Below are 16,323 nucleotides of genomic sequence, written 5' to 3'. Positions count from 1 at the left end.
AAGAAACGAGGGCGTTGATGGACGGCTCAAGATACGATGACGGCAGCACGGACGCGCTGAGCGGAGAACAGAAGATCCGCAATTTCAACATTAACTTCGGCCCGCAACACCCTGCGGCGCACGGGGTTCTGCGCCTTGTGCTCGAGCTCGACGGTGAGATCGTCGAACGCTGCGACCCGCATATCGGCCTGCTGCACCGCGGCACCGAAAAGCTGATGGAAAGCCGGACCTATCTGCAAAACCTGCCCTATTTCGACCGTCTGGATTACGTGGCGCCGATGAACCAGGAACATGCCTGGTGTCTGGCCATCGAAAAGCTGACCGGGGTCGAGGTGCCGCGTCGGGGTTCGTTGATCCGGGTTCTGTATTCCGAGATTGGCCGCATCCTGAACCACCTGCTGAACGTGACCACGCAGGCGATGGATGTGGGCGCGCTGACCCCGCCGCTCTGGGGTTTTGAAGAGCGTGAAAAGCTGATGGTGTTCTACGAGCGTGCCTGCGGCGCCCGTCTGCACGCGGCCTATTTCCGTCCCGGTGGTGTGCATCAGGACCTGCCGCCCGAACTGCTGGACGATATCGAGGCGTGGAGCCACGAGTTCCCCGCCGTTCTGGACGACATTGACGGTCTGCTGACCGAAAACCGCATCTTCAAACAGCGCAACGCCGATATTGGTGTCGTGACTGAAGATGACATTCAGAAATACGGTTTCTCGGGCGTGATGGTGCGCGGGTCGGGTCTTGCATGGGACTTGCGCCGCGCGCAGCCCTATGAATGCTATGACGAGTTCGAATTCCAGATCCCCGTCGGCAAAAACGGCGACTGCTATGACCGCTATTTGGTGCGCATGGAAGAGATGCGCCAGTCGCTGTCGATCATCCAGCAGGCCATCGTCAAAATCCGCGAATGCCCCGGTGACGTGCTGGCGCGTGGCAAGATCACCCCGCCGAAACGCTCGGACATGAAGACCTCGATGGAAAGCCTGATCCATCACTTCAAGCTGTATACCGAAGGCTTCCACGTTCCCGCAGGCGAGGTCTATGCCGCCGTCGAAGCCCCCAAGGGCGAGTTCGGCGTCTATCTGGTTGCCGACGGCACCAACAAGCCGTACCGCGCCAAACTGCGCGCGCCCGGTTTCCTGCACTTGCAAGCCATGGACCACGTCGCCAAGGGCCACCAACTGGCCGACGTCGCCGCCATCATCGGCACCATGGATGTCGTTTTTGGAGAGATTGACCGCTAATGCTCCGCCGTCTTCATCCCGAACAACCCGAAAGCTTTGCCTTCACAGCTGCCAACCAGCAATGGGCCGAAGCGCAGATCACCAAATACCCCGAAGGCCGTCAGGCCAGCGCGGTCATTCCGCTGCTGTGGCGCGCGCAAGAACAGGAGGGCTGGCTGAGCCGCCCGGCGATTGAAGCCATCGCCGACATGCTGGGCATGGCCTATATCCGCGTGCTCGAGGTTGCGTCCTTCTACTTCATGTTCCAGCTGCAACCGGTTGGATCTGTGGCGCATATTCAGGTCTGCGGCACGACGTCCTGCATGATCTGCGGGGCCGAAGATCTGATCGCGGTCTGCAAGGAAAAGATCGCCGCGAAACCGCATGAACTTTCTGCCGATGGCAAGCTGAGCTGGGAAGAGGTTGAATGCCTCGGGTCCTGCACCAACGCGCCGATGGCGCAGATCGGCAAGGATTACTACGAGGATCTGACCGCCGAGAGCTTCGGCAGGATCCTCGATGATCTGGTGGCGGGCAAAGTGCCGACGCCCGGCCCTCAGAACGGGCGTTACGCGGCCGAGCCGTTGAAAGGGCTTTCCAGCCTGTCCGAATATGAAGCCGGCAAGCCGAAATACAACGCAAGTGTTGAACTGGCGACTGAGCTTGGGGACACGGTCAAGCGTATTGACGGAACCGAAGTTCCGATCCTGACACCTTGGCTTGGCAAGGATGGCAAAGCCGAAGCTTCCGGTTCCGCTCCTCAACCGCCGAAAAAGCCGGAGCCCGGCAAGACGGCGGCACAACAGAGTGGAACCAAAAAATCGACCCATACCGAACCGGCATCTCCCGAGGGCGCTGCAGCAAAGACGGATAGCCAAGACGTTCAGGAAACCCAGCCTAACACTCTAACCGCCGCACGCGACGGCAAGGCGGATGACCTTAAATTGTTGAAAGGCGTCGGCCCCAAGCTGGAAGAAACGCTGAACGAGCTGGGTTTCTATCACTACGACCAGATCGCGGCCTGGACGCCCGAACATGTGGCCTGGGTCGATGCGCGGTTGAAATTCAAAGGCCGGATCGAACGCGATGGCTGGATCGAGCAGGCGGCCAAGCTTGCTGCCGGTGAGGAAACCGAATTCGCCAAACGTGCCAAATCCGAGGGCACATACGAAGACTAGACGGATGCCCGTTCCGGGCTTCGGGGGAAGATGGACAAGGACAAGGAACAGGCCATAGCCCGCAAGGGCCGACATATCGGGGTGGTCATCGCCGTGACCATGCTGATCTGGCTTGCGATGAACCTGTTCATTGGCCCCGCGCTGGGTTTGACAGCCCGGCATGCGCTGCTGTTTGATCTCGCCGCTCTGGCGGGGTTCATCTATGCAGGCATCAACATTTTTCAACTCTGGCGCATGCGTCAGGATAGCTGAAGGTAACACGCGATGCTGAAGGATCAGGACCGGATCTTTACCAACATCTACGGGATGCATGAACGCACGCTGAAAGGTGCGCAGGCCCGCGGGCATTGGGACGGCACTGCTGGCCTGATTGAAAAAGGGCGCGACTGGATCATCCAGACGATGAAGGATTCCGGGCTGCGCGGACGCGGCGGCGCGGGTTTCCCGACTGGTCTCAAATGGTCGTTCATGCCCAAGGAAAGCGACGGGCGCCCGTCCTATCTGGTGGTCAACGCGGACGAATCCGAACCCGGCACCTGCAAAGACCGCGAGATCATGCGCCATGATCCGCATACGCTGATCGAGGGCTGCCTGATCGCGTCTTTCGCCATGAACGCCCACACCTGCTACATCTATCTGCGTGGTGAGTACATCCGCGAACGCGAGGCGTTGCAGGCCGCGATCGACGAGGCCTATGACGCGGGTCTGTTGGGCAAGAATGCCGCCGGCTCGGGCTGGGATTTCGACCTGTTTCTGCACCACGGGGCAGGCGCCTATATCTGTGGCGAGGAAACCGCGCTGATTGAAAGCCTCGAAGGTAAAAAGGGCATGCCGCGGATGAAGCCGCCGTTCCCCGCAGGTGCGGGCTTGTATGGCTGCCCGACGACCGTGAACAACGTCGAATCCATCGCCGTCGTGCCCACGATCCTGCGCCGTGGGGCGGATTGGTTCGCAGGTTTCGGCCGCCAGAACAACGCGGGCACCAAGCTGTTTGCGATCTCGGGTCACGTCAACAACCCCTGCGTGGTCGAAGAGGCGATGTCGATTTCCTTCGAGGAACTGATCGAGACTCATTGCGGCGGCATTCGCGGTGGCTGGGACAATCTGCTGGCCGTGATCCCCGGAGGATCCTCGGTTCCGTGTGTGCGCGGTGAGAACATGCGCGACGCGATCATGGATTTCGATTATCTGCGCAACGATCTGGGCTCGGGGCTTGGAACGGCGGCGGTGATCGTGATGGACAAGTCCACCGACATCATCAAGGCGATCTGGCGCCTGTCGAAATTCTACAAACACGAAAGCTGCGGCCAGTGCACGCCCTGCCGCGAAGGCACCGGCTGGATGATGCGGGTCATGGACCGCCTGGTGCGCGGCGAGGCCGAGCTGGAAGAGATCGACATGCTGTTTGATGTGACCAAACAGGTGGAAGGTCACACGATCTGTGCTCTAGGCGATGCGGCCGCTTGGCCGATCCAGGGCCTGATCCGGAATTTCCGCGAAGAAATCGAAGACCGCATCAAGGCTCAGAAATCGGGCCGTATGGGTGCGATGGCGGCGGAGTGATCGGGATGGACATGTTTGCGGAATACAGCCACGCGATTTCATCGGTTGTGCTTTTCACGCTGGTGGTTCTGTTCCTGGCCCCGTTTTCAGCGCTGGCCAAGCAGGGCAAGGGCCTCGCGCCGGGGGCAACCCCTGAGCAGGACTATTCTGATCAGGCCTATCGACTGAACCGGGCCTATCTGAACGGAACGGAAACGCTTCCGGCGTTTGTGGCCGTAGTGACTGCGGCGGTATTGCTGGGCGCCAGCCCGTTCTGGGTCAATCTGCTGGCGTCTGTCGCTTTGGTTGCGCGGTTGGTGATGCTGGTGGTGCACATCAAAGGCATTGGCAAGCCGAACAGTGGCCTTCGGTCCGTGCTGTATGTGTTGGGCTGGGCCTGCATGTTTGTGATTGGGCTTATGGCATTGGTGGCGGCGTTCTGATGGCGTCCCGGCAGATGAAAACACGAAGAGGGATAGTATGAAGGCCCCAAGAACCCTTTTAGTCCTGCTGGCACTGGCAAGCGTGTCCGCCTGCGGCATCATCAAGCCGTCGGAAGATCGTATTCTGTTCGATGGAAAGGCGTTCAAGGCAAAGGCGAAGGCGGTCGACAAGAAAGCATCGCCAACGGATTTTACCGTTGTGGTGAAGGGTGCGTCCGCATCGCTGGATGGCGCGCGTGAGGCCGGCCGACACGAAGGAACCAAGTTTTGCGTGCAGAATTTCGGGTCTTCGCGGATCGATTGGAAAGTGGGGCCGGACACCGAACCGCAAAACCTGCGCATTAGTGATGATCAATTGACCTTTGCGGGAAAATGCCAACGGCCATGACGCGCGGTTTTGCATATCACGACACGGATTGCCGGCCGCTATTGCCTAGCAAGACCGGACCGGTTCGTTTTGGTGCGTCCAAAACGAAGGGAAGATCCATGTCTTTTGCCAAAACACTCGCGCTGGCTGCCTTGATCACATTGCCTGCCGTCGCAAATGCGAAGCCGCCCTTGAGGGATGTCAAAGAGATCGATAACGAACTCTATTACATCGCCATCGCAAATGAAATTTCGGAATATTGCCCCTCGATCAGCGGGCGTCGATTGAAAGCGATCAGTGTGATGTGGGGGCTGCGGTCCAAGGCGAACAAGCTGGGGTATTCGGATACCGAAATCCGCTCTTACGTCGAATCGGATGCTGAAAAGGACCGGATGCGCGCCAAGGGCGAGGCGTATCTGGCTTCGAATGGCGTGACCTATGACAACCCCAACACATTCTGCACTCTGGGGCAGAAGGAAATCCAAAGAAACAGCGCCATTGGCGTTTATTTGAGGGCGAATTGAAAGCCATGTCTGACCTCCGCAAGATCAATATCGACGGACAGGAAATCGAAGTCGATGGCGCGATGACCCTGATCCAGGCTTGTGAACAAGCCGGGGTCGAAGTGCCGCGCTTTTGTTATCACGAGCGTCTGTCGATTGCTGGCAATTGCCGGATGTGCCTAGTCGAGGTCGTCGGCGGGCCGCCGAAACCTGCGGCATCCTGCGCGATGCAGGTGCGTGACCTGCGTCCGGGGCCTGAAGGCCAGCCCCCGGTGGTCAAGACGAACTCGCCCATGGTCAAAAAGGCCCGCGAAGGCGTGATGGAGTTCCTGCTGATCAACCATCCGCTGGATTGCCCGATCTGCGATCAGGGTGGCGAATGCGACCTTCAGGATCAGGCGATGGCCTATGGCATGTCCGGATCCCGCTTCAAGGAAGCAAAGCGGGCGGTCGATGATCTGGATCTTGGCCCGTTGGTTGGCACCGCAATGACCCGCTGCATCAGCTGTACGCGCTGCGTGCGCTTTACCACCGAAGTTGCCGGGATAACTCAGATGGGTCAGACCGGGCGCGGTGAGGATGCCGAGATCACCTCGTATCTGAACCAGACGCTGGATTCGAATTTGCAGGGCAACATCATCGATCTGTGCCCTGTCGGGGCGCTGACCTCCAAGCCCTACGCCTTTACTGCGCGTCCGTGGGAATTGACCAAAACCGAAAGCATCGATGTGATGGATGCGTTGGGATCGAACATACGCGTCGATACCAAAGGCCGTGAAGTCATGCGTTTCCTGCCGCGCAATCATGACGGCGTGAACGAGGAATGGATCAGCGACAAGACACGTTTCGTCTGGGATGGCCTGCGCCGTCAGCGTTTGGACAAGCCCTATGTCCGTGAAAACGGCAAGCTGCGCCCGGCTTCATGGTCCGAGGCGCTGACCAGGGCCGCAGAGGCGCTGAAGGGCGCCGAGAAACCTGCCGGTATCGTGGGTGATCTGGCTCCGGTCGAGGCGGCGTTTGCGCTGAAACAGATGATCGAAGGGCAGGGTGGTGTTGTCGAATGCCGTACCGATGGTGCTAAGCTTCCGGCGGGCAATCGTGGCGCCTATGCCGGTACCGCCGCGATTGAAGATATCGACACCGCGGAACGCATCCTGCTGATCGGTACAAACCCACGTGACGAAGCGCCTGTCCTGAACGCGCGCATCCGCAAGACGTGGGCGCATGGGGCCGAAGTCGCTTTGGTCGGTCCTGCGGTCGATCTGACATATGACTACCACCATGTTGGCGATGATCGAACAGCGCTGCAAAAAGTTGTCGACATGGGCGGAGATGACGAGATCAAGAGCAAACGTTCGTTGGTCATCATCGGGCAGGGCGCTTTGCAGGAAGCGGACGGCGCCGCCGTGCTGGCTGCTGCGCAAGCCATCGCGGCCAATACGGAAAGTGGTCTGATCGTTTTGCACACTGCGGCGTCGCGCGTCGGTGCGATGGATGTGGGTGCCACGAACGAAGGCGGAATGGACGCGATCAGCGCCGCCGATGTGATCTACAACCTTGGTGCGGATGAGGTCGAGATCGGCGAAGGCGCCTTTGTGATCTATCAGGGCAGCCATGGTGACCGGGGCGCGCACCGCGCCGATGTGATCCTGCCAGGCGCGGCCTATACCGAGGAAAACGGCGTGTTCGTAAACACCGAAGGTCGTCCTCAGTTGGCGATGCGAGCCGGTTTTGCGCCGGGTGAGGCGAAGGAGAACTGGGCCATCCTGCGCGCCTTGTCGGCCGAACTGGGCGCAACACTGCCCTACGACTCTCTGGCACAGCTGCGCACGGCCTTGATCGAGGCGGTTCCGCATCTGGCCCGCATCGACGAAGTGATCGAGAACGAAGTGAAAGCTCTCGACGCCGGTGCTCTGGGCAACGCAACTTTCCGCTATGCGATCAAGGACTTCTACTTGACCAACCCGATCGCACGCGCTTCACAGCTGATGGCCGAGCTGTCGGCACAGGCGCAGGCCCGCAAATCCGAGAAGATCGCGGCGGAATGACCCAGACCTGTTTCATATCGCAGGCAAAAGCGGCTGCCGGGTGGCAGTTCGCCGCGCCAGATTTGCGTGTGAAACCGAATATTAAGGGTGGCGCAATGGCGGCAGATGCTGTTTACACCAACGCGCCGACCCAGCCGCAGTTTGCGCAGGCTTCTGGCCTTTGCATCGCGCGCGGAAAACGGAATACCCACGGTGTGAGGACCAATGGCTGAATTCTTTAACACCCCAGGCGGAATAGCCATCATCATTTTGGCGCAAGTGCTTGCCGTTGTTGCCTTTGTGATGATTTCACTGTTGTTCCTTGTTTATGGGGACCGCAAGATCTGGGCCGCTGTCCAGATGCGCCGCGGCCCCAACGTGGTGGGCGTCTATGGCCTGCTGCAATCGGTGGCGGATGCCCTGAAATATGTGGTGAAAGAGGTCGTCATTCCTGCGGGCGCCGACCGGACGGTCTTTATCCTCGCACCGCTGACATCCTTCGTTCTGGCCATGATCGCCTGGGCGGTGATCCCGTTCAACGATGGCTGGGTTCTGTCGGATATCAACGTGGCCATCCTCTATGTATTCGCCGTGTCCTCGCTCGAGGTTTATGGCGTGATCATGGGCGGTTGGGCGTCTAACTCAAAGTACCCGTTCCTGGGCTCGCTGCGCTCGGCCGCGCAGATGATTTCCTACGAGGTTTCGATCGGCCTGATCATCATCGGTGTGATCATCTCGACCGGCTCGATGAATTTTGGTGACATCGTGCGTGCTCAGGACGGCTCGTTCGGCTTCTTCAGCTGGTACTGGCTGCCGCATTTCCCGATGGTGTTCCTGTTCTTCATCTCGGCCCTGGCCGAAACCAACCGCCCGCCCTTCGACCTGCCCGAGGCGGAATCGGAACTGGTTGCCGGTTATCAGGTCGAATACTCGGCCACGCCTTTCCTGCTTTTCATGGCAGGCGAATACATCGCCATCTTCCTGATGTGCGCGCTGACCTCTCTGCTGTTCTTCGGCGGCTGGCTGTCGCCGATCCCGGGCCTGCCCGATGGCGTGCTGTGGATGGTCGCCAAGATGGCGTTCTTCTTCTTCATCTTCGCGATGGTCAAGGCGATCACGCCCCGCTACCGCTATGACCAGCTGATGCGGCTGGGTTGGAAAGTGTTCCTGCCATTCTCGCTGGCTTGGGTGGTTTTCGTGGCCTTCGCGGCGAAATTCGACTGGTTCTGGGGCGCATTTGCCCGTTGGAGCGTAGGAGGCTGATATGACTCAAATTGACTATACCCGCGCTGCCAAATACTTCCTTCTGCAAGACTTCTGGGTCGGCATGAAACTGGGGCTGAAGTATTTCTTCGCCCCCAAGGCCACGGTGAACTATCCGCACGAAAAGGGGCCTCTGTCCCCACGTTTCCGCGGCGAACACGCTCTGCGCCGCTATCCGAATGGTGAAGAACGCTGCATCGCCTGCAAACTCTGCGAGGCGATCTGCCCTGCGCAAGCCATCACCATCGACGCCGAGCCGCGCGAAGACGGCAGCCGCCGCACCACGCGGTACGACATCGACATGACCAAATGCATCTATTGCGGTTTCTGCCAAGAGGCCTGCCCGGTCGATGCCATCGTCGAAGGCCCGAATTTCGAATTCGCGACGGAAACCCGAGAAGAGCTGTTCTATGACAAGCAGAAACTGCTGGACAACGGCGAACGCTGGGAAGCCGAGATCGCCCGCAATCTGGAATTGGACGCGCCTTACCGATGACTGACAGCCCGACAAATCCGTTCGAGCTGATGATGAAGCAGGCTCAGGACATGGCCAAGGCGATGAACCCGGCGATGGAAAGCTTCTCGCCCAAGGGGTTCGAGGCGCTGTGGCCGACCATGCCGAAAGAGGTCATGGAGATGATGTTCGGCAACACCGTCAACAAGGACGGGCTGGATGCCAAGACTCGCCTGTTGCTGACGCTGGCCGGGCTGACCTGTCAGGGCGCTCAGGCGGACTCGGCCGTACGCCAGACTGTGCGCCATGCACTGGAGGCAGGCGCAAAGAAACAAGAGATCGTGGAAACGATCGGTCAGATGTCGGTCTTTGCCGGCATCCCGGCCATGACCCGCGCGCTGGATCTGGCGCAAGAGGTCATGGGCGACAACGAGGATGAGGATCAATGACCGTCTTTGCCTTCTATCTGTTTGCCATCAGCGCCATCACCGGCGGGCTGTTCACGGTGATCAGCCGCCAGCCGGTGCACTCGGTGCTATGGCTGATCCTGGCGTTTCTATCCTCGGCGGGGCTGTTCGTGCTACTGGGGGCCGAGTTCGTGGCGATGCTGCTGATCATCGTTTACGTGGGCGCGGTCGCGGTTCTGTTCCTGTTTGTGGTGATGATGCTGGACGTGGACTTTGCCGAGCTTAAAGCCGAGATGGCGCGCTATATGCCGCTGGCCTTGCTGATCGGTCTGGTCATCCTGATGCAGTTCGTCATGGCCTTCGGGGCTTGGGACAGCGCGCAGGGCGCAGCGGCCAATTTGGCGCAGCCGGTCCCGGCGGACCGTCACAACACCGAGGCGCTTGGCGTCATTCTTTACGATCAATACTTCCTTCTGTTCCAGCTGGCGGGCCTGATCCTGTTGGTAGCCATGATCGGTGCCATCGTGCTGACGCTGCGCCACCGTCAGGACATCAAGCGTCAGGACATCGTCGGCCAGATGATGCGCGACCCGGCCAAGGCGATGGAATTGAAGGACGTGAAACCGGGGCAGGGACTTTGAGACCATGATCGGACTTGAACACTATCTTACGGTCGCGGCGACGCTGTTCGTCATCGGCATCTTCGGTCTCTTCCTGAACCGCAAGAACGTCATCATCCTGCTGATGAGCATCGAACTGATGCTGCTGGCGGTGAATATCAACCTCGTGGCGTTTTCCAGTTTCCTCGGCGATCTGGTCGGGCAGGTCTTCACGCTGTTCGTGCTGACCGTTGCGGCGGCCGAGGCGGCGATCGGGTTGGCCATTCTGGTCTGCTTCTTCCGCAACCGCGGCACCATCGCGGTTGAAGACGTCAACATGATGAAGGGGTAAGGGATCATGGAAACCACAATCCTCTTTGCCCCGCTGGTGGGTGCGCTGATCTGCGGCTTTGGCTGGAAGTTCATAGGTGAGAAAGCGGCCATGTGGTCGGCCACGGGCCTGCTGTTTCTGGCCTGTCTGCTGTCATGGCTCGTGTTCTTCTCGTTTGACGGGCACACACAACAGATCGAGATCATGCGCTGGATAGAAAGCGGATCGCTCTCGACCTCGTGGGCCATCCGTCTGGACCGACTGACCGCCATCATGCTGATCGTGGTCACCACGGTTTCGGCGCTCGTGCATCTCTACAGCTTTGGCTACATGGATCACGACCCGCAATGGCGCGAGGGCGAAAGCTATAAGCCGCGTTTCTTCGCCTATCTGTCCTTCTTTACCTTCGCCATGCTGATGCTGGTGACGGCGGACAACCTTGTGCAGATGTTCTTTGGCTGGGAAGGCGTGGGTGTCGCATCCTACCTCCTGATTGGTTTCTACTATCGCAAGCCTTCGGCAAATGCGGCGGCGATGAAGGCGTTCATCGTCAACCGTGTCGGCGACTTCGGCTTTGCTCTGGGCATCTTCGCGCTGTTTTTCCTGACCGACAGCATCAACTTTTCGGACATTTTCGCATCGGCACCCGCGCTTGCTGAAGAAGAGCTGCATTTCCTGTGGGGCGAATGGACCGCGGTCGAGGTGATCTGTGTTCTTCTGTTCATCGGTGCGATGGGTAAATCCGCGCAGCTGATCCTGCACACCTGGTTGCCCGACGCGATGGAAGGCCCGACGCCGGTGTCGGCCCTGATCCACGCGGCCACCATGGTCACAGCGGGCGTGTTCTTGGTCTGCCGCATGTCGCCGCTGATGGAGTTCGCGCCGGGCGCGACCGGGTTCATCACCTTCCTTGGGGCCTCGACTGCGTTCTTCGCGGCGACCGTGGGTCTGGTACAGACCGATATCAAGCGCGTCATTGCGTATTCGACCTGTTCCCAGCTGGGATACATGTTCGTGGCCGCGGGCGTCGGCATGTACTCGGCGGCCATGTTCCACCTGTTCACGCACGCTTTCTTCAAAGCGCTGCTGTTCCTGGGCGCCGGTTCCGTGATCCACGCCATGCATCACGAGCAGGAGATGACGGAATACGGTGGTCTGCGCAAAAAGATCCCTTACACCTTCTGGGCAATGATGATCGGAACGCTGGCCATCACAGGTGTCGGCATTCCGCTTACCACAATCGGTTTTGCCGGGTTCCTGTCTAAAGACGCGATCATCGAAAGCGCCTATGCGGGTGGAACCGGGTACGCCTTCTGGATGCTGGTGATCGCGGCGATGTTCACATCGTTCTATAGCTGGCGTCTGATCTTTCTGACCTTCTATGGTAAACCGCGTGGCGACAAGCATACGCATGACCACGCACATGAAAGCCCGATGACCATGCTGGTGCCGCTGGGCGTTTTGTCGCTGGGTGCGGTGTTCGCCGGGATGATCTGGTATGGCAATTTCTTTGGCCATGCGGACAAGGTCGGCAAGTTCTACGGTATTCCGGTTGCCGAAGCGTCAGAACATGCCGAGGCCGGTGATCATGCGGCGGCGGATGCTTCGCACGGCGAAGACAGCCATGCGGATGAAAGCCACGCGGCTGACAGCCATGCCGATGAAGGTCATGGTGAGAAGGATGCCAAGGGTGGCGATCATCACTATGTCTTTTCGGGCAAACCGGGCGAGGGCGCGCTTTACATGGCGCCTGACAACCATGTTCTGGACGATGCGCATGCGGCTCCGAAATGGGTCAAGGTTTCACCCTTCGTCGCCATGTTGCTTGGCTTTGTCGTGGCCTATTGGTTCTACATCGTGAACACGTCGCTGCCGGCACGTCTGGCTGCAAATCAGCGTCCGCTGTACCTGTTCCTTCTGAACAAGTGGTATTTCGACGAAATCTACGATGCGGTCTTCGTAAAACCCACTGTAGCGCTTGGCCGCTTCCTGTGGAAACGCGGTGACGGCAATACAATCGATGGCTTCCTGAACGGAGTAGCAATGGGCGTCGTTCCCTTCTTCACCCGCCTCGCCGGCAAAGCGCAGACCGGGTACATCTTTACCTATGCCTTCTGGATGGTGCTGGGCATCGCGGCCCTTGTGACCTGGATGTCGATCGGCGGAGGGGCCCAGTAATGGACTATATCCTTTCGATCGTCACGTTTATCCCCGCCATCGCCGCAGGCATTCTGGCCTTGTTCCTGCAGGGTGACGATGCGGCGGCACAGCGGAACGCCAAGTGGATTGCTCTGCTGGCCACCACGGTAACCTTCCTGGTTTCCATCGGCATCTATACCGGCTTTGACCCGTCGAACCCCGGCTTCCAGATGGTGGAAGAGGGTGAATGGCTGATGGGCCTCAAATACAAGATGGGTGTTGATGGCATCAGTGTCCTGTTCGTTCTGCTGACGACCTTCATCATGCCGCTGACCATTCTGGCCAGCTGGAATGTCACGGACCGAGTCAAGGAATACATGGTCGCCTTTCTGCTGCTGGAAACGCTGATGCTGGGCGTCTTCATGGCGCTTGATCTGGTACTGTTCTACCTGTTCTTCGAGGCAGGTCTTATTCCGATGTTCCTGATCATCGGGATATGGGGCGGCAAGGATCGGATCTACGCCAGCTTCAAGTTCTTCCTCTACACCTTCCTCGGCTCGGTCTTGATGCTGGTCGCCATGGTTGCGATGTATGCGGATGCGGGCACCACGGATATTGCCGCGCTGATGACGCACCAGTTCTCGTCCGAGGGCTTCAGCGTGCTGGGCATTTATGTTGTCGGTGGCATGCAGACCCTGATGTTCCTGGCCTTCTTTGCTTCGTTCGCGGTGAAAATGCCGATGTGGCCGGTGCATACTTGGTTGCCGGACGCCCACGTTCAGGCGCCCACGGCGGGATCGGTCGTACTGGCGGCGATCCTGCTGAAGATGGGCGGCTATGGCTTCCTGCGGTTCAGCCTGCCGATGTTCCCGGTGGGTTCGGCCGTGATGACCGATCTGGTGCTGTGGATGTCTGCCATCGCGGTTGTCTATACCTCGTTGGTGGCGCTGGTGCAGGAGGATATGAAGAAGCTGATCGCCTATTCCTCAGTCGCGCATATGGGCTTTGTGACCATGGGTATTTTCGCGGCAAACCAGCAGGGCATCGATGGCGCGATCTTCCAGATGCTCAGCCACGGGTTCATCTCGGCGGCGCTCTTCCTTTGTGTCGGCGTGATCTATGACCGGATGCACACCCGCGATATCGAGGCTTATGGCGGTCTGGTGATCCGGATGCCCGCATACGCGCTGGTCTTCATGCTGTTTACCATGGCCAATGTAGGCCTGCCGGGCACATCGGGCTTCATCGGCGAATTCCTGACCCTGATGGGCGCGTTCCAAGTCAACACCTGGGTAACGGCGGTGGCTGCAACCGGTGTGATCTTCTCAGCGGCTTATGCCCTGTGGCTCTACCGTCGGGTCGTGTTTGGCGATCTGATCAAGGAAAGCCTCAAGGCGATGACCGACATGAGCTCGCGCGAGCGGTTGATCTTCGCCCCTCTGATCGTGATGACCATCCTGCTGGGTGTCTACCCGTCGCTGGTGACCGATGTAATCGGGCAATCCACAGCGGCTCTGATTTCGAACTATGACACGGCTCTGGCCGCGGCTGAGGCTGCGACCCAGACAGCCGCTTCGCATTAAGGGAGCTTTGGAGACATGATCCAGGCTGATCTGACAATCATCCTGCCGGAAATCGTTCTGGCGCTTTATGCGATGGCGGCGCTGTTGGGGGCTGTCTACACGACAAAGGACGGGCTGGCGCCTCTGCTGGTCTGGACCACGGCAGGTCTTATGGCCCTTCTGGCAATCTGGATTGCAACTCAGGGCGGCGGTACAAACGTGGCCTTCAACGGCATGTTCGTCGATGACGGCTTTGCCCGCTTTGCCAAGGTTGCCATCCTGCTGTCGGCGGGTGCCGTACTGGTCATGAGCCAGGAATACATGGCGCGCCGTGATCTGCTGCGATTTGAATATCCTTTGCTGGTGGCACTGGCCGCCGTGGGGATGATGATGATGGTCAGCGCAGGCGATCTGATGTCGCTTTACATGGGGCTCGAGCTGCAATCGCTGTCGCTATATGTCGTGGCTGCTCTGCGTCGTGACAGCGCGAAATCGACCGAGGCAGGTCTGAAGTATTTCGTGCTGGGTGCGCTGAGCTCGGGGCTGCTGCTTTATGGTGCGTCGCTGGTTTATGGCTTTACCGGCACCACGTTGTTCTCGGGCATCATCCAGACAGTTCACCATGGCGATGTTTCGTTGGGGCTGCTGTTTGGCCTGATCTTCCTGATCTCGGGTCTGGCCTTCAAGGTCTCGGCCGTTCCGTTCCATATGTGGACGCCGGACGTTTACGAGGGGTCTCCCACGCCGATCACGGCCTTCTTTGCCACGGCGCCGAAGGTTGCGGCGATGGCGTTGTTCGCGCGCCTGTTGCATGACGCGTTTGGCGGTGTTGTCGAAGACTGGCAGCAAGTGATTGTTCTGCTGTCCGTACTGTCGATGTTGCTGGGGGCCGTGGCCGCGATCGGGCAGCGCGACATCAAGCGTCTGATGGCGTTTTCGTCGATTGCCCATATGGGCTATGCGCTGATTGGTCTGGCCGCCGGTACCGAGCTGGGTATCAAGGCGATGCTGATGTATCTGGCCATCTATGTGACCATGAATATCGGCACCTTCGCCTTCATTCTGATGATGGAACGTGACGGCAAACCCATCACCGACATTGACGCTCTGCGGCAATACTCCAAGCGTGATCCGGGCAAGGCGCTGGCGGTGCTGATCCTGATGTTCAGCCTTGCGGGCGTGCCTCCGATGCTTGGTTTCTTTGCGAAATTCGGCGTCTGGCAGGCGGGCGTCAGTGCGGGTCTGACCGGTCTGGTCGTCGTCTCGGCCATCGCTTCGGTCATCGGTGCCTTCTATTACCTGCGGATCGTGTTCTACATGTATTTCGGGGCCGAGAACGAAGAGCCGATCGAAACCCGGTCGACCCCTGTTCTGTGGGTCGCATTGATGGGGTCTGCGGCCCTGATGCTGGTCGGTATCTTCTATCAGTTCGGCGTCGAGGGCGCGGCAGCAGCCGCGGCGGCCACGCTTGTCAACTGATCGTTTTGCACAACCGGAAAGAGGGGCTCGGTCGCGCGACCGGGCCTTTTTGATATGACAAAATGGCCCCAAGGCTATGGCCTGCACGAGGTGCAGGAAGTCGACAGCACGCTGAATGAAGCGGCGCGGATTGCTCCGAATGCGCGTGGTCCCGTCTGGATCATGGCACATCACCAGACGGCGGCGCGCGGGCGGCGCGGACGAAGCTGGGCCAATCCGATGGGCAACCTGGCGGCGACCTTGCTGATGCGTCCTCAGGGTGCGCCGGAACAGGCGGCTTTGCGCAGTTTCGTGGCGGCGCTGGCTCTTTTTGACGCGTGCGTCGCCGTTACCGGGCGGGCTGCCGGGCTGTCGCTGAAATGGCCCAATGACGTGCTGCTGAACGGCGGCAAGCTTGCCGGTATCCTGCTGGAAAGCACGGGGCAGGGGCATGGCGTGGCGCATCTGTCCATCGGTATCGGAGTGAACCTGGCCAATGCCCCGGATGCCGACGCGTTAGAGCCCGGCGCGGTTCGTCCCGTCTCGCTTCTTTCGGAAACCGGGGCGCATGTCTCGCCCGAGGATTTTCTGACCGAACTGGCCGCGGCCTATGCCGCGTATGAAACCCAGTTCGTCACCTATGGGTTCGAACCGATCCGCACCGCCTGGCTGTCCCGCGCGGCCCGGTTGGGCGAGGTCATCACCGCGCGGACCGGTACGTCGGAAACGGTTGGAACCTTCGAAACGGTGGACGCAAGCGGTAACCTTGTCTTAAACACCGCCAAAGGCCGCGTGAGCATTCCTGCGGCGGATGTCTATTTCTGAGAGGG

At 59.4% G+C, this 16,323-nt stretch carries 17 protein-coding genes; all 17 read left to right on the top strand.

The window, feature by feature from the left end; translation table 11 throughout:
• Positions 1-17 precede the first annotated feature (17 nt).
• On the top strand, positions 18-1,241 hold the full coding sequence (locus ACR0E2_RS06075) for an NADH-quinone oxidoreductase subunit D (RefSeq protein ID WP_171115034.1): 1,224 nt from the start codon (positions 18-20) through the stop codon (positions 1,239-1,241).
• Positions 1,241-2,398, top strand: a complete 1,158-nt coding sequence (locus ACR0E2_RS06070) for an NADH-quinone oxidoreductase subunit E (RefSeq protein ID WP_480445661.1) — start codon at positions 1,241-1,243, stop codon at positions 2,396-2,398. The genes ACR0E2_RS06075 and ACR0E2_RS06070 overlap by 1 nt, the downstream gene beginning before the upstream one ends.
• A gap of 30 nt (positions 2,399-2,428) precedes the next feature.
• A complete protein-coding gene (locus tag ACR0E2_RS06065; RefSeq protein ID WP_480445659.1) occupies positions 2,429-2,650 on the top strand; it encodes a DUF5337 domain-containing protein in 222 nt (73 codons plus the stop codon).
• Positions 2,651-2,662: 12 nt separating this feature from the next.
• Positions 2,663-3,961: an NADH-quinone oxidoreductase subunit NuoF gene (gene nuoF, locus ACR0E2_RS06060; protein WP_152458587.1), complete on the top strand. Its 1,299-nt coding sequence runs from the start codon at positions 2,663-2,665 to the stop codon at positions 3,959-3,961.
• A gap of 5 nt (positions 3,962-3,966) precedes the next feature.
• Positions 3,967-4,383, top strand: a complete 417-nt coding sequence (locus tag ACR0E2_RS06055) for an MAPEG family protein (RefSeq protein ID WP_171115040.1) — start codon at positions 3,967-3,969, stop codon at positions 4,381-4,383.
• 37 nt (positions 4,384-4,420) lie between these two features.
• Positions 4,421-4,771 carry a hypothetical protein gene (locus tag ACR0E2_RS06050; RefSeq protein WP_480445657.1) on the top strand — a complete coding sequence of 117 codons (351 nt, stop codon included), beginning with the start codon at positions 4,421-4,423 and terminating at the stop codon, positions 4,769-4,771.
• Positions 4,772-4,869: 98 nt separating this feature from the next.
• Positions 4,870-5,274, top strand: coding sequence for a DUF5333 domain-containing protein (locus ACR0E2_RS06045; RefSeq protein WP_171227957.1), 405 nt, complete (start codon positions 4,870-4,872; stop codon positions 5,272-5,274).
• Positions 5,275-5,279: 5 nt separating this feature from the next.
• Positions 5,280-7,301, top strand: a complete 2,022-nt coding sequence (gene nuoG / locus ACR0E2_RS06040; protein WP_480445655.1) for an NADH-quinone oxidoreductase subunit NuoG — start codon at positions 5,280-5,282, stop codon at positions 7,299-7,301.
• A 204-nt stretch (positions 7,302-7,505) separates the two neighbouring features.
• On the top strand, positions 7,506-8,543 hold the full coding sequence (gene nuoH / locus ACR0E2_RS06035; RefSeq protein WP_152458581.1) for an NADH-quinone oxidoreductase subunit NuoH: 1,038 nt from the start codon (positions 7,506-7,508) through the stop codon (positions 8,541-8,543).
• A gap of 1 nt (position 8,544) precedes the next feature.
• Positions 8,545-9,039: an NADH-quinone oxidoreductase subunit NuoI gene (nuoI, locus tag ACR0E2_RS06030; protein WP_152458580.1), complete on the top strand. Its 495-nt coding sequence runs from the start codon at positions 8,545-8,547 to the stop codon at positions 9,037-9,039.
• Positions 9,036-9,446, top strand: coding sequence for a carboxymuconolactone decarboxylase family protein (locus ACR0E2_RS06025; RefSeq protein ID WP_152458579.1), 411 nt, complete (start codon positions 9,036-9,038; stop codon positions 9,444-9,446). The genes nuoI and ACR0E2_RS06025 overlap by 4 nt, the downstream gene beginning before the upstream one ends.
• Complete coding sequence (locus ACR0E2_RS06020) at positions 9,443-10,045, top strand: NADH-quinone oxidoreductase subunit J (RefSeq protein WP_171115048.1); 603 nt, start codon at positions 9,443-9,445, stop codon at positions 10,043-10,045. The genes ACR0E2_RS06025 and ACR0E2_RS06020 overlap by 4 nt, the downstream gene beginning before the upstream one ends.
• Positions 10,046-10,049: 4 nt before the next feature.
• Entirely contained in the window at positions 10,050-10,355 is a 306-nt protein-coding gene (nuoK, locus tag ACR0E2_RS06015; protein WP_005984024.1) for an NADH-quinone oxidoreductase subunit NuoK, read from the top strand.
• A 6-nt stretch (positions 10,356-10,361) separates the two neighbouring features.
• Positions 10,362-12,512, top strand: coding sequence for an NADH-quinone oxidoreductase subunit L (nuoL, locus tag ACR0E2_RS06010; RefSeq protein WP_480445653.1), 2,151 nt, complete (start codon positions 10,362-10,364; stop codon positions 12,510-12,512).
• A complete protein-coding gene (locus tag ACR0E2_RS06005) occupies positions 12,512-14,056 on the top strand; it encodes an NADH-quinone oxidoreductase subunit M (protein WP_171167325.1) in 1,545 nt (514 codons plus the stop codon). The genes nuoL and ACR0E2_RS06005 overlap by 1 nt, the downstream gene beginning before the upstream one ends.
• Before the next feature lie 15 nt (positions 14,057-14,071).
• Positions 14,072-15,514: an NADH-quinone oxidoreductase subunit NuoN gene (nuoN, locus tag ACR0E2_RS06000; protein WP_171115054.1), complete on the top strand. Its 1,443-nt coding sequence runs from the start codon at positions 14,072-14,074 to the stop codon at positions 15,512-15,514.
• Between the two features lie 54 nt (positions 15,515-15,568).
• On the top strand, positions 15,569-16,318 hold the full coding sequence (locus tag ACR0E2_RS05995; protein ID WP_480445652.1) for a biotin--[acetyl-CoA-carboxylase] ligase: 750 nt from the start codon (positions 15,569-15,571) through the stop codon (positions 16,316-16,318).
• The last annotated feature ends 5 nt before the right edge of the window (positions 16,319-16,323 follow it).

Source organism: Ruegeria sp. A4, assembly GCF_056543025.1.
The sequence above is the reverse complement of the archived record's forward strand: the minus strand, read 5'-3'. Positions and strand labels throughout refer to the sequence as shown.